11 protein-coding genes and 2 pseudogenes are annotated in these 13,229 nt (G+C 71.2%); 3 read left to right on the forward strand and 10 right to left on the reverse strand.

The features are described 5' to 3' along the window. Positions 1-99: 99 nt before the first annotated feature. Positions 100-234, forward strand: a pseudogene (locus MET9862_RS30035) (molybdopterin adenylyltransferase); the annotation flags it as partial. A gap of 507 nt (positions 235-741) precedes the next feature. On the opposite strand, the gene merA reads toward MET9862_RS30035, so the two are convergent. The 5 genes and pseudogenes from merA to MET9862_RS10795 form a co-directional block, all read right to left on the reverse strand. After that, entirely contained in the window at positions 742-2,181 is a 1,440-nt protein-coding gene (gene merA / locus MET9862_RS10775; RefSeq protein ID WP_012752963.1) for a mercury(II) reductase, read from the reverse strand. A gap of 269 nt (positions 2,182-2,450) precedes the next feature. Further along, complete coding sequence (locus tag MET9862_RS10780) at positions 2,451-2,789, reverse strand: cation transporter (RefSeq protein ID WP_012752962.1); 339 nt, start codon at positions 2,787-2,789, stop codon at positions 2,451-2,453. A gap of 29 nt (positions 2,790-2,818) precedes the next feature. Then, a complete protein-coding gene (locus MET9862_RS10785) occupies positions 2,819-3,223 on the reverse strand; it encodes a mercuric transporter MerT family protein (RefSeq protein ID WP_009865694.1) in 405 nt (134 codons plus the stop codon). 141 nt (positions 3,224-3,364) lie between these two features. Next, positions 3,365-3,742 (reverse strand): annotated as a pseudogene (hisI, locus tag MET9862_RS10790) (phosphoribosyl-AMP cyclohydrolase); the annotation flags it as partial. 85 nt (positions 3,743-3,827) lie between these two features. Further along, positions 3,828-4,757, reverse strand: coding sequence for a Vgb family protein (locus MET9862_RS10795; RefSeq protein WP_043766830.1), 930 nt, complete (start codon positions 4,755-4,757; stop codon positions 3,828-3,830). Positions 4,758-4,976: 219 nt separating this feature from the next. On the opposite strand from MET9862_RS10795, the gene MET9862_RS10800 reads away from it, so the two are divergent. Further along, complete coding sequence (locus MET9862_RS10800; RefSeq protein ID WP_012752960.1) at positions 4,977-5,411, forward strand: MerR family transcriptional regulator; 435 nt, start codon at positions 4,977-4,979, stop codon at positions 5,409-5,411. Positions 5,412-6,143: 732 nt separating this feature from the next. After that, entirely contained in the window at positions 6,144-7,502 is a 1,359-nt protein-coding gene (locus tag MET9862_RS10805) for a dihydrolipoyl dehydrogenase family protein (RefSeq protein ID WP_012752959.1), read from the forward strand. Between the two features lie 766 nt (positions 7,503-8,268). On the opposite strand, the gene MET9862_RS10810 is transcribed toward MET9862_RS10805, so the two are convergent. From MET9862_RS10810 to MET9862_RS10830, 5 genes are read right to left on the reverse strand one after another with little or no spacing between them, the layout of a single operon-like run. Further along, complete coding sequence (locus tag MET9862_RS10810; protein WP_012752957.1) at positions 8,269-9,480, reverse strand: MFS transporter; 1,212 nt, start codon at positions 9,478-9,480, stop codon at positions 8,269-8,271. Beyond that, positions 9,477-9,716: a heavy-metal-associated domain-containing protein gene (locus tag MET9862_RS10815; protein WP_012752956.1), complete on the reverse strand. Its 240-nt coding sequence runs from the start codon at positions 9,714-9,716 to the stop codon at positions 9,477-9,479. The genes MET9862_RS10810 and MET9862_RS10815 overlap by 4 nt, the downstream gene beginning before the upstream one ends. Before the next feature lie 14 nt (positions 9,717-9,730). Then, entirely contained in the window at positions 9,731-10,411 is a 681-nt protein-coding gene (locus MET9862_RS10820; RefSeq protein ID WP_009866213.1) for a cytochrome c biogenesis CcdA family protein, read from the reverse strand. After that, positions 10,408-10,752, reverse strand: coding sequence for a heavy-metal-associated domain-containing protein (locus MET9862_RS10825; RefSeq protein ID WP_012752955.1), 345 nt, complete (start codon positions 10,750-10,752; stop codon positions 10,408-10,410). Before MET9862_RS10825 ends, MET9862_RS10820 begins: the two co-directional genes overlap by 4 nt. After that, complete coding sequence (locus tag MET9862_RS10830) at positions 10,749-13,211, reverse strand: heavy metal translocating P-type ATPase (RefSeq protein ID WP_012752954.1); 2,463 nt, start codon at positions 13,209-13,211, stop codon at positions 10,749-10,751. The genes MET9862_RS10825 and MET9862_RS10830 overlap by 4 nt, the downstream gene beginning before the upstream one ends. Positions 13,212-13,229: the final 18 nt, after the last annotated feature.

The raw sequence follows: 13,229 nt of genomic DNA on the forward strand, positions 1-13,229 counted from the left end.
CGTCATCGAAGGCCACATTGTGAGGCCTGACACACGTCCGATCGAAGACCCCGCCGAAATCTCAAAGATCATGCTTGCCAAACAGGGGGCATCCACACATGTCCCGGGCGTCCCTCGTCCATCCGCGTCAGCCTGCTCGCCGTATTCCCGGCCATCCCGTATTGCCTGGACCTGATCGGGGCAGCGCGTATCGAGACGGATCCGGCCGTGGTGCAGGCGTTCCGGCCGACTTAACCCGCCGGAGACCGCCCGGTCTGCCACGGTTCTCCCCTCTCCTTGCGATGGCGGCATCGATGGCGCAGAGGGCATTGAGGGACTGCCCACCGAGCAAGGCCCGGTGGCCTGTCGCGACGCGTGAGAACGGGTACGCGTACCGGATGACCGCCGTCGCGGGCTCCAGGCCGATCAGGTCCCGCCGCCGCAAGCGTCCCAGGCGGGCTCGCGCATGATCCTCGGCGACGCCCACCGTGGCGGCGATGGCGCCAGGGTGGACGTCCCCGTGCCGCGTAGAGGCGGCGGACGGCGCGCCAGAGCCGATCCTCATCGGCCTCCAGCGGACGCGCTTACGCCTCGATCAAGCTGGACCGCGCAGCCGTCGCCGGGCGAGCGCGGCCCGCGCGCCAGGCGAGACAGCGGCCGACCATTCCGGGCGGAGCACGCCCGGCCTGATCTCGACGGCAGAACGCTGCGGTCTCGCCTGCAGGTCGGAAGACATCCCCCTGCGGATCCTGGGCATCCCGGTTAACCGGCGCAGCAGGACAATTTCCTGACGTCCCTGTCGAAGGTCTGGGCCGCGAGCTTGAGACCCTCGACGGTGGTCAGGTATGGGAAGATCGTCTCCGCGAGCGCGTCGATGGTCAGCCCGCCGCGGATGGCCATCGCCGCCGTCTGGATGCTGTCCGCGCCCTCGGGGGCCAGGATATGCGCTCCCAACAGCTGCCGGGTCGCGCGATCCGCCACGAGCTTGATCAGCCCGCGCGTGTCGCGCGCCGCGAGCGCGCGGGGCACGTTGTCGAGCGTGAGCACCGAGGTGCGCACGTCGTACCCGGCCGCCCGGGCCTGCACCTCGGTGAGGCCGACGCTTCCGACCTGAGGGTCGGTGAACACCACGGCCGGCATCGCCCTGTTGTCGTAGCGCAGGCTGTCGCCGTTGAGGGCGTTCTTGGCGGCCAGTTTCGCGCCGTAGGCCGCCATGTAGACGAACTGGTCCTTCCCGGTGACGTCGCCGGCAGCGTAGATGCCCGGCTTCGAGGTGCGCATGCGGTCGTCGACCACGATGGCGCCCGTCGGCGTCTGGGCGACACCCGCGTCGGCGAGACCGAGGTCCTCGGTATTCGCGGTGCGCCCGGTCGCCGCCAGGATCCGCTCGGCCGTGACGGTCTCCCGGCGGCCGTCCCGCCAGAACGTAAGGCTCACGCCACCCTCCGTCCTGTCCACGGCCTCGTAGGACAGGCCGCCCAGAACGGCGATGCCTTCGCCGGCCAGATAGCCGGCGAGGGCCTCCCCGATCTCCGGCTCCGCCGCGGGCAGGAGCCGGCTGCGGCAGACGAGCGTCACGGCGACCCCGACCCGCGCGAAGGTCTGCGCAAGCTCCGCGCCGATGTAGCCGCCGCCGAGGACGATCATCGAGCGCGGAAGTTCGGTGAGGGCAAGCGCCGCGGTGCTGTCGAGGGGCGAGGCGTCGGCAAGGCCGGGAATGTTCGGCATGGCCGGGCGCGTGCCCGTGGCGATGAGGATGCGATTCGCCGCGAAATGCCGGCCCCCTGCCTCGACCCCGCCGGCGACGAGGCGCGCGCGACCCTCGTGGTAGGACACGTTGTTGTAGGCCGGCAGGAGGTCCGCGTACTTCGCCTGGCGCAGGCCCTGCACCAGGGCGTCCTTCTGGGCGACCTGGGCGCGCCAGTCGGTCACCCGAGCCTGGGCCTGGATGCCCGCGAACCGGCCGCCCGCGGTGTTGGCATGGTGCACGGTCTCCGCGGCCCGGATCAGGGCCTTCGAGGGGACGCAGCCCACGTTCACGCAGCTGCCGCCCAACGTGCCGTGCCCGATGAGGGCGACCTGTGCGCCCTGCTCGGCGGCCGTGATCGCGGCCGAGAACCCGGCCGAACCGGCGCCGACGACGACGAGGTCGTAGGGGCCGCTGCCGTTGTTCCCGCGCGGGGTGCTGCAGCAATCGCTCATGATCTCAGCTTCCGTGTGTGTTCGTCCGCGCCGCGGCACTCGGATGCCGCCGGACGCGTGGAGGTGTTGAACCGATCGGGCTTGATCCCGGCTGAGCTGCCCAGGACGAGGATTGGCGGGACCGGGACACCGTCGGCCCCGGTGGCCCCGGCCGCGAGACCGCCCGATCCTGGGACGGCCACCGGGATGGGCGTCGCGCGCCAGGGCGCGGCCGGGCAGGCGCCGGCTCGAAGGAGATGGCGGTCGCCAGAATGATGTCCCGGGCCTCGTCAGCGCGCCTGAGCGGGGCTGCCGGTGATGTCGGCGGCCGCGTTCCTCACCTCCTTCACGGAGGACGGGTACCCGGCGTTGGTGGCCGCCCCGGACAGGGCCTCGGCCGTGACCTTGTCGTCGTCGAAGGTCACGGTGGCCGTGGCCGTGCCGCCACGTTCGACGACCGTGACCTGGGTCACCCCGTCGAGGCGCGACAACGTCTTCTTGACGATGGGCGCGCAGGTGACGCAGCTCACGTTCTGGACGTCGAGAATGGCCGTGCGCGGGGCGGCGAAGGCGCCACCGGCCGGCGCCAGGACCGATCCGGCGATGAGGGCGCGAAGCAAGATCTTCATAGTGATCTCCTGGGTAAGGACGGTGAGGGTCAGACGAACAGGGGGGCGGTGTAGGGGAAGGTCACGGCCGCCAGGACGAGTGCGGCGGCAATCCACAGCCCGATCCTGGCGAGACGGCCCGAGCCGGGCCGCGCGCACGCGCCGGCATCCGCGCAGGCCGCCGGCCGGCGGTAGGCCCGCCAGAACCCGAAGCCAAGGAACGCCACCGCCGCGGCGATGAAGACGGGCTGGTAGCGCGCGAGCGCGGTCAGGTTGCCGATCCAGGCCCCGCTGACGCCGAGGCTGAAGAGTGCGAGGGGCAGGATGCAGCAGGAGGAGGCTCCGAGCGCGGCGAGGATGCCGCCGACGGCAGCGATCCTCTGCCCGTCCCCTTCGGCCTCGCTGCGCGGTGCGACCGTGCTCTCGCATGGAGCCGTGCCAACCAACTTGTCCATGTGGGATCCTTTCGATGTCCGGATTGTGCAACCTGTAGCGACTACAGGTGCAAGCGCTGATTTGGGCCGTTCACGTGTTCCTCGCTCCGGCCTCGGGACGGCTCTGCGGGCTGCCCCGGTGGGATCGGGTCCAGGATGAGGGATCGGCCCGTCCGGCCCGGTCACCACGCGACGGTAGAAGCAGCTGGAGCGGCCGGTGTGACAGGACCCTGCTCGACCGGCCAGGCGAACCCTCAGCCAGATCGCGTCCTGGCCGCAGTCCACCCGGATCTCCTGGACGTGTTGGACCTGCCCGCTCGTCGCGCCCCTGTGCCAGAGGCGCTGCCGGGACCGGCTCCAGAACCACGCCTCACCGGTCTCGATGCTCCTGTGGAGCGCGGCGGCCTTCATCCAGGCCAGCATCAGGACGGCGCCGGAGCCCGCGTCGGTGGCAACGGCCGGAAGCAGCCCGGCGCCGCCGAAGCGTGGCAATAGCGCGGCGCATTCCTCGCGGGCGATGGTCTCGCCAGAGTGGAACATGCGTCGCCCTCGGTCTTGCCCGTGCCGGGTCGCCGCCGGCGGACCTGCGGCCCCGTCCACGACCCGGCGAAGACCCGAGAGTCGCTCACCGGTTGCCGCCCTCGGGCCGGTGACGCCCGATCCCGTTCGAGCGGGCGAGGGCGAACCAGACGGCGCCGTCCGGATCGACTGCGATCCCGTTCGGTGCCTTGAGGCCGCCCAGACCGATCTCGCTGAGCCGTCCGCCCGGGGACAGACGGCTGAGCCGTCCGCCACAATGCTGCGTCACCCACAGCGCGTCGCTGCTGGCCGCGATGCCGCAGGGAGACCTCGTGCCCGTACAACGGGCAGGGTGGCCGTCCTCGGAAACGGAACCAGGCGCGCACGATGCGAGCGTAAACTCGGTCACGCTGCCGTCTGTCGTGATCCGACCGATGGCATCCGCCGCAGCCTCGGTGAACCACAGGGCGCCGTCCGGACCGGAAACGATATTTTGCGGGGCGCTATCTGGGGTCGGCAGCGGGAACTCCGCAACCTGGCCGGCCGGTGTGATCCGGCCGACCGTGTTGCTGTTGAAGCCCGTGAACCAGAGATTGCCGTCGGGCCCGAGCGTGATGCCGTAAGGCGTCAGGGTCTTGGCGAGGCTGAACTCGCTCATCCTCCCCTCGGCCGTGATGCGGCCGATCCGGTTCGTGCCCGACAGCGTGAACCACAGGGCACCGTCGGGCCCCGTCGTGAGGCCGAACGGGTAGCTCTCGGGCGTCGGGACCGGATATTCCGTGATCACGCCCGCAGGCGTGATGCGCCCGATCTTGTTGCCGCGGTTCTGCGTGAACCACAGGGCGCCGTCCGGACCGGCCACGATCGCCTGTGGGCGGCTGTCTTGGGTCGGGATGGGGTATTCGGTCAGTTCGCCGTCGGGAGCGAGCCGCCCGATCCTGTTGCCCTGCTTCTCCGTGAACCAGATGGTGCCACCGGGTCCGACGGCCACGCTTTCCGGGTAGCTGTCGGGGATCGGGAGCGCGAAGAGCCCCACGTCGCCGGCGTGCGCCGGGCCGGTCAGGGCCAGGACGACCGGAAGGCTCCCGAGGCGCAGCGGCCGGAGGCGGAAGCGCGAGATTTCGTCGATCACACTCCGGGCATGCCTGCGCAAGGCCTGGGGGACGCGGGCAATCAAGGAGAATTTCAACACGGCTTTCCCTCCCACCTTGGAGGGGCTAGCATCTGTAGCGACTACAGGTTCAAGGAGATTTGCATGGGCATCGTTCCTGCGTCGCGCGGACGCGCTGCCCTGACCATCGGGGCGCTTTCTGAGGGAACCGGCGTCAACATCGAGACGATCCGGTATTACGAGAAGGTCAAGCTCCTGCCGGCACCGCCCCGGACGGCCGGGAACCAGCGGATCTACGATCGAGCTCACCGGCAGAGGTTGACCTTCATCCGCCGGGCCCGCGAGCTCGGGTTCAGCGTCGAGGACATCCGGGCGCTGCTGACGCTCGTCGACCGCCACGCGGTCACCTGCGGGGAAGTCCAGGGCGTCGCCGACCGCCAACTGATCGCGGTGCGGGCGAAGATCGCCGACCTCCGGCGGATGGAGCGCGTCCTGAAGGACATGACCGCGGCCTGTATCGGCGGCCTCGTACCCGACTGTCCGATCATGGAGACGCTGTTCCAGGACGAGGACTCGTGACGCCTGCATCCGCCGGCCGTATGCTTCGGGCACGCGGCCGGCGGCTTCCCGCCGCCTCAGGTGGCCGACGGCCTGCTCCACACGTGACCGCCAGCAGCGAGCGCGCTCAAACCGGCACCCTCCGAGGCCGGCCGATAGGTTCGCGGGCAGACGCCGCCGAGCCTGTTCGACAATCCAGACCGAACTTCGCATTCACCTCTGGCCGATACGGAACCGAAGAAACTTCCGGCCCGGCGGAAACCTGAAGCTGCTCCAGGTTTGTTGACCATCGTGCGTGCGGCCATCGGCCCATCTTCTGTCGCCGGTCGGGTCAGACGCGGGCTCGTCCGAGGCACCAAGCCGAGCCGGGGCCCGCTTGCGCCTGTCTGGCTGCCGACCTGTTCGGGGAGGTTCCATGCTGTCCGCTCGCGGCCCTTCGCGTGAGGTGGGCAATATCCCGGAACCGGCGCGAGCGCGGGAGTCGCCACCTTCCTCGCCTTCGCCGCGCTTGCCCTCGTCCGCTGTGGCTTGCCCATCCATCCATCTTCCGTCCGACGTGCCACTGGCCTCCGTGGCTCCGTACGAACCGGCGGCCGCAGGTGCCCTTGCAGCGCTCGGGCGGGTCGGCTTCGGCTGACACCTCCGACGGTGCTGCGCCACCTGCGCGCGCAATGCGGGCCGTCCCGGCAGGGCTCGCGACCGAAGAGGAGCTGCCGGTGAGCAGGACATCCCTCGCAAGTCTGGGTGAACGAGATGGCTGGAAGCTACGACTTGATCATCATCGGCAGTGGCACGGCGGCCATGGTCGCGAGCAATCGGGCCTCGGCCGCCGGCCGTAAGGTCGCAGTGACCGACTTCCGGCCCTTCGGCGGCACCTGCGCCCTGCGCGGATGCGACCCCAAGAAGATGCTGGTGACCGGCGCCCAGGTGATGGACGACATCCGCCGCATGCGCACCCGCGGGGTGGTCGCGCCCGAGGCTCGGATGTCCTGGCCGGAGCTCATGGCGTTCAAGCGCACCTTCACGGCCCCGATCCCGGAGAAGCAGGCGAGGAACTACGCCGGGAAGGGCATCGACGCCTTTCACGGCCAAGCCCGCTTCGTGGGTCGGAACGCGGTCGCGATCGCGGGCGAGGGCGTTTGCGAGGCGCGGCACATCCTGATCGCGGCCGGAGCCCGCCCAGCGCCGCTCCCCTTTCCCGGCGCCGAGCACCTCGTCACCAACGAGGAGTTCCTGGAGCTTGAGGAGCTCCCGCCTCGTATCATCCTGGTCGGGGGTGGCTACATCGCGGCCGAGTTCTCGCACATCGCGGCCCGGGCGGGCGCGAGCGTCGCGATCCTGCAGCGTGGCGAGCGCCTCCTGACCCAGTTCGACCCCGAGCTCGTCGGTTGGCTCATGGAGAGCTTCCACGAGGCGGGGATCGACGTGCGGACGCGGCGCGCCGTCGTGCGGGTCGAGAAGGCGGGGCACGGGTACACGGTCCTGACGCGGTCCGAGACCGGCGCCGAGGAGGCGATGGAGGCCGACCTCGTGGTCCACGCCGCGGGCCGAATCCCGGATCTGGAGCCGCTGCAGCTCGATGCCGCCGGCGTCGCGCGGGACGAGCGCGGGCATCTCAGGCTCAACGCGTTCCTGCAGAGCCCATCGAACCCTGCCGTCTACGCCGCAGGCGACGCCGCCCGGACGGGGCCGCCCCTCACGCCGGTATCGAGCCACGACGCCAAGGTTGCCGTGCGGAACATGATCGAGGGCAATCAGTACCGGCCTGACTATCGCGGCGTCCCGAGCGTCGCCTTCACTATCCCCCCGATCGCGAGCGTCGGGCTGAGCGAGGCAGAGGCGCGGCAGAGGAACTTGAGGTTCCGCCTGCGGAGCCAGAGGGTGTCCGGCTGGTACACGGCCCGGCGCGTCGCCGAGCCCACCTACGGCTTCAAGGTTCTGGTCGACGAGGACACCGACCGCGTGCTCGGTGCGCACTTGGTCGGCCCCCACGTCGATGAGGTCATCAACATCTTCGGCCTGGCGATCCGGCATGGTCTCACGGCCGAAGACCTGAAAACGACGATGTTCGCCTACCCAACCGGAGCATCCGACATCGGATACATGCTCTGAACGGCTGCGTTCTCGACGAGCAGGTGAAGGCAGGCGGCCTCGGAGAGCGGGGGCGTGGCTTGCACCCGGCTGCGCCGTCGCAGCCGGACGGAGTCCCGCGGCGCCGCCTTCGTGACAGGCACGTCCACGTCGCTGATCGTCGACGAGGCCGCGACACCCGCCCCTGGGGCTTCGCCTCGCCCGGCCGAGAGTCCCCGACGCTCGCGCAGGTCCGCGGCTTGGCAAACCAGCGCGTGTACGGCGCAGCGGCAGCGAGGATGGCGGAGCCGCTCCAGCGCTTCCAGGGGCTCTGCACCGGGGCCCTCCTGCACGGTACGCTCCTGCTCCGCTTGCGCAGCGGGACTCGGTGCACCCGAGCGGCCCGCCGGCGCCGGTTGGGCCGTCCGCGGTCACCTCAAACTGGGCTGGTGGGCCGTCCCGGCCTTAAGAGGTGTCGAATGCGGGGCACGGCTCCGCTCCGACGCGTTCCGCCTCAGAGACCCTGCCGCCCCGGGACGAGAACGGACCGTCGAGGCTCAATGCGGCTGCCTCGATCGACTTCCATACGTCGGGGAAGCGCGTCCCGTGCCCTGCTCGTCCGCGAAGCCAAGGCATGCCTCGGCCACGCAGGCCGATGCCGACGACGGGTCGGCCGCGCCGGCGAGGGCCTCCAGGGCGCGCATGAGGTGCTCGGCCGCGTCGCGATGTCCCTCGCGGCGCGCCTGCCGGAATGCGGAGAGGATGACGGTGTCGAGGGTATCCTCCTCGAATTCGGGTGTTGGCGTGCTCAGGGGCGTCCTCCTTCGACGGACGGCGTCTCGGGCCTGAAGAGACGCACGGCAGTTGCGGCCAGCGCCAGTTCCGCCGCCGCGAACAGCGCGAGCGTCGTCCCGAACCCGAAGCGGAGCAATCCGCCGAAGAGCAGGCTTCCCAGCCCGAACCCGGTGAACAGCAGGCAGACGTTGAGCCCCATGGCCTGCCCCGGACGTTGGCCCCCGAGCGCGGTGACGACGCCGGCGAGCAGCGGCTGGGTCATGTCGTAGCCGAGCGACAGGACCGTTACCGCCGCCGCAGCCAGGAGAAGCGGCGCGTCGAGGGTCAGAGCTGCCGCCGCGAAGGCCCCCAGGAGCAGCCCGACCGGGAGCAGGCGGCCGCGCCCTCGCCGGTCCGCGATGCGGCCGATGACAGGCCCCAGGAGGAAGCCCGGGATGCCGTAGCCGAGGAGCGCAAGGCCGACCCCGACGGGACCGAGCCCGTATCGCTGCTCGAAGTACAGGCCGAGCCAGGTGAACACGCCGGAGTGGAACATCGAGTTGAGCAGGACGAAGCTATAGGTGCGGCGTCCGCGTGGGATGAGCAGGAGGTCGCGATAGCCGCGGAACAGGTCGGGCAGCCGTGTCCCGATCGCCGTGGCGCCCGGGATGATCCCCCGTGACGGCGCAAGGACGAGCAGGAGCGCGCCCCCGGCGGCGCCGACGGTCAGGAAGAGGCCGCGCCATCCGGCGACCGGTTCGAGCAGGGCGCCGAAGGTCGACCCGAAAGCCATGCCGCCGGCCATGGCGCCGAACAGCCATCCCAAGGGGCGCCCGCGTCGTTCGTAGGGGAAGAGCCGGCCCACGAGAACGAGGCCGAGGGGGACGACCCCGCTCGCCCCCAGGCCGGTCAGGAAGCGCCACGTGGCGAGTTGCCCGACCGAGCTCGCCGTGGCTGTCAGGGCCGTCAGCGCAGCGAAGGCGGCCAGGGAACCCGCCATGACGCGCCAGACGCCGAGGCGGTCCGCCAGCAGCCCGTAGACCAGCGTCGCCGCGCCGTACGGAATCAAATAGGCCGGAACGATGAGCCCGACACGCTCGGGCAAGACGCCGAACCCCTGCGCCAACTGCGGCAGGACCGGCGCGACCATGAACGCCTGAAAGAAGATCACGAACGCCGCTGCCGCGAGCACGCGGAGGAGGCGCTCGCGGTCAGCCTCCGCGGGTTCCGCCGTTCCGGGGATCATGCCTGTACCTCGGCGCCGTCGAACCCGCCATTGGCGAGCGCCGACCGGATCTCCGCGGGTCCGACGCGGGACGGCTCGAAGCGAACGGCGACGTGCTTACGCCAGGCGCTGGCCCTCGCCTGCCGGACACCCGGAATGGCCATCAGCAGGTCACGGACCGTCTCGGCGCAGCCGTCGCATAACATGGTTGGCACGGAGAGGGTGACCTCCGTCAGAAAGGCGGTTTCGTCGCTCATGAGGTCTCCGGGGTTCAGAGCAGGTCCGCGTAGACCCGCGCGTAGTAGGCGCTGACCAGTAGGAGGGCGGCGCCGCTGAGGAGCTGCAGGGCTCGGCCCCAGACGCCGAGGCGGGCCAGGCGGGTGACCGCGCTCCCGGCCGCACCGGCGGCGAGGAAGGGCAGGCCCCGACCGAGGCCGAAGGCGAGGGCGAGGACGACGCCGCGCCCGTCCCGACCCTCCGCGGCCGCCACCGTGAGCAGCAGCAACAGCGGCGCGGCCGAGGTGCCGACGCTGAACACCACGCCGTAGGCGAAGGCGCCGAGCAGGCCGGGGTGGCGCCAGGCCGTCAGCGCTCGGGTGCGCAGGCGCGGCCACCAGAAGGCGAGCAGCGCCGCCGCGAGCGAGACGCCGGCCATGAGCAGGGCCCAGCTCCGGCCGAACGCCTCCGTCGCGAGCGCGCCGAGATGTCCCACCGCGGAGCCGAGGGCGGCGAGGCTCAGGACGATTCCGGCGAAGAAGGACCCGGCCACCTGCAGGCCGGCGCGGCGGGACCCCGCCTCCGAGGCCCCGGCGACGCTGGCCAAGCCGAGCCCGACCGGCAGGGTGCAGGGGCAGACCGCGCTGGCCAGGACCCCGGCAAGGAACGCGATCCAGAGGGCGGCCGGCCCGCCGGCGCCGGTCGCCAGGGGCCGGACGAGATGTTCGAGCGTCACGGCGCCACCACGGGAGGACCGGGGGTGTAGCCGAGGCCCGCGACGGCCGTCCGCACGCGACCGAGCAGGAGGGGTCGGCCGGCGGCGTAGGTGACGCGGAGCGTGCGGCCGACGAAATCGATCTCCGCGTCGGTCACCCCGTCCACCTTCCGGACCGCACGCTTGATCGAGGCGGCGCAGGAGAGGCAGACCATGCCTTCCACCGGGAGGGTCGCGACCTTCAGATCGGAGCCGCGGCGTGACGTGGCCGGCGTGTCCTCTTGGGCCCGAACAGGCCCCACCGGTCCCAGGAGGAGAGCTGCCAGTGCGGCCGCCCCGCTCGAAGAAATCAGGAACCTCATCGCCGACCTCCTTCGATGGCGAGCCCGTTCGTCCCGGGCAGGCTGCCGACGCTCGTGATCGCCCCCAGGAACAGTCCGGGCTGGCCCCAGAGGGAATTGAGGAAGATCGCGGTGACGCTCACCGCCATGGCGACCATGGCCCAGATCGGGTTGATGAGGCCGGTCGCGGCGATCGGGATGCCGAGGCCGTTGAAGGCGAAGGCGAGCCAGACGTTCTGGAGCATCTTGGCGTAGCTGCGCCGGCTGATGCGGCGGGCGAGCGGCAGCGCGGCCAGGCGGTTCGACAGGATGATGATGTCGGCGGCCTCGATGGCGATGTCGGTGCCCCCGCCCATGGCGATGCCGACATCGGCCTGCATCAGGGCGGGCGCGTCGTTGATGCCGTCGCCGACCATCGCGACCTTGGCCGTCGCCTGGAGGCGCCGCACGGTCTCCGCCTTGCCGTCGGGCATCACCCCCGCGTGGACCTCGTCGATGCCCGCCTCGGCGGCAATCCGGCGGGCGGCCCGCTCGTTGTCACCGGTGAGCAGGACCGTCCTCACGCCCTCAGCCCGCAAGGCCGCGACCGCCTGCGCCGCGTCGGACCGCAGGCTGTCGTCGAGCGCGAGCAGACCCAGCAGGCGATGGTCCCGGCTGACCACGATGACGGTGCGCCCGGCCCCCTCCAGGGTCAGGATGCGCGCTGAAGCGGGCGCGAGATCGATGCCGTGGCCGGCGAGGAAGGCCGGGCTGCCGACCAGGACGTTGCCCGCCTCGGTCTGGGCGACGATGCCCTTGCCCGGGACGGCCTCGAACGAGGTCACGTCCGGGGGCACGGCGCCGCGAGCGAACGCGGCCTTGACCACCGCCTGCGCGAGCGGGTGCTCGGACGAGGCCTCGGCCGCGGCGGCAACGGCGACGAGATCGGCCTCGCTCCCGGAGAACGCCTCGACCTCGCGGACCGCGGGCCGGCCCTCGGTGAGGGTCCCGGTCTTATCGAAGACGACGGTGTCAACGAGGCGATAGCCCTGGAAGGCCTCGCCGGTCCGCATCAGGATGCCGTGCTCGGCGGCTTCGCCGGACCCCCGCACGATGGAGAGCGGTGCCGAGATCCCGACGGCGCAGGGATAGCCCATGACCAGGACGCTCAAGCCCGCGAACACGGCCCGCTCGATGTCGGGTTCGCCGCCCGCCAACCACGAACCGGCGAGCCAGCCGACGAAGGCCAGCGCGGCCACCGCGAGCACGGTCGGGGTGTAGACCTGCAGGACGCGGTCGACGAGGTGGAGCAGGCCAGGCTTGAGGGCGCGGGCGTCCTCGACCTCGCGCACCACCTTCTGCAGGAAGCTGCCGGCCCCCACCGCGGTTACCCGCACCAGCAGGGTGCCGGTGCCGTTGATCGAGCCGCCGATGACGGCGTCGCCCTCCGCGCGCTCGACCGGGATCGGCTCGCCGGTGACGAGGGCCTGGTCGACGGCGGAGCGGCCGCCCGCGACCGTGCCGTCGACGGGCACGCGCTCCCCGGGGCGGATGCGGACGAGGTCGCCGACTGCGACCGCGTCCAGCGGCACATCCCGCTCCTGGCCGTCCCGGACCACGCGGGCGGTCTCCGGCTGGAGGTCGAGGAGCCGCTTCACGGCCTGGGAGCTGCGCGTCTTGACGATGAGGGACAGCCACTCGGAGAAGATGTGGTAGGTCGCGACCATGACCGAGACGGCGAAGAACGGGGCCGTCGGGTAGTCCGGCCGGTCGAGAACCAGCCCGATGACGCCGCCGAGCATGCCCGCGAAGGCGCCGATTTCCAGCAGCACGTGCTGGTTCAGGATGCCGCGGCGGAGGGCCTGGACGGCCATGTGCAGGATGTGGCGCCCAACCCCGAAGACGAGCACGACCGCGAGCGCGGCGACGAGCCAGGGAGCGGAGGCCGTTAGGTAGCCCTGGAGGTTCAGGTAGAGCAGGCCGAGTGCCAGGACTGCGAGACCGGTGGTGCTGGCGGCCGCGGCGAGGAGGCTGGTCTTCCGCAGGACGAGGAAGACCATCGCGCCGAGGCTGAGGCAGACCAGGGCGGGTAGGAAGCCGATCCAGCCGAGGGTGGGATCCGCGATGATGGGAATGGAGGCGACGCTCAGGGCGACCGCCACGACGAAGCGGCGGCTCTCGCGCACGAGATCGCGCTCCTCCTCCTCGTAGGGCCGGACCTTGCGCGGGTCGGAGATGGTGTAGCCGATGTCGCGCAGGATCCCCAGCAGCGCCGCCGGCCGCGCGACCGCCGGGTCGTACTCGACGAGGGCCTGCTCGTGGGTCAGGCTGACCGCCACCTTGTCGACGCCGGGCTGGCTGCCCAGAGCCTTCTCGATGGTTCCGGTGCAGAGCGAGCAGTGCAGGCCGCCGATCCGGGCACGGATGCGCGCCCGGTCGGGCCGGCTCGCCGGCTCCTCGCTCCACAGGGAAAAGTCGGTGTCGAGGGTTGCTGCGGCCATCGGTCCGTCTCCAGGAAT

This window comes from Methylobacterium symbioticum, assembly GCF_902141845.1.
Classification (GTDB): Bacteria; Pseudomonadota; Alphaproteobacteria; order Rhizobiales; family Beijerinckiaceae; genus Methylobacterium; species Methylobacterium symbioticum.

Bases quoted from the DNA above. Each gene is read 5' to 3' on its own strand.
- merA (WP_012752963.1), bottom strand. From the start codon at position 2,181: ATGAGCGATTGCTGCAGCACCCCGCGCGGGAACAACGGCAGCGGCCCC.
- MET9862_RS10780 (WP_012752962.1), bottom strand. From the start codon at position 2,789: ATGAAGATCTTGCTTCGCGCCCTCATCGCCGGATCGGTCCTGGCGCCG.
- MET9862_RS10785 (WP_009865694.1), bottom strand. From the start codon at position 3,223: ATGGACAAGTTGGTTGGCACGGCTCCATGCGAGAGCACGGTCGCACCG.
- MET9862_RS10800 (WP_012752960.1), top strand. From the start codon at position 4,977: ATGGGCATCGTTCCTGCGTCGCGCGGACGCGCTGCCCTGACCATCGGG.
- MET9862_RS10805 (WP_012752959.1), top strand. From the start codon at position 6,144: ATGGCTGGAAGCTACGACTTGATCATCATCGGCAGTGGCACGGCGGCC.
- MET9862_RS10810 (WP_012752957.1), bottom strand. From the start codon at position 9,480: ATGATCCCCGGAACGGCGGAACCCGCGGAGGCTGACCGCGAGCGCCTC.
- MET9862_RS10815 (WP_012752956.1), bottom strand. From the start codon at position 9,716: ATGAGCGACGAAACCGCCTTTCTGACGGAGGTCACCCTCTCCGTGCCA.
- MET9862_RS10825 (WP_012752955.1), bottom strand. From the start codon at position 10,752: ATGAGGTTCCTGATTTCTTCGAGCGGGGCGGCCGCACTGGCAGCTCTC.
- MET9862_RS10830 (WP_012752954.1), bottom strand. From the start codon at position 13,211: ATGGCCGCAGCAACCCTCGACACCGACTTTTCCCTGTGGAGCGAGGAG.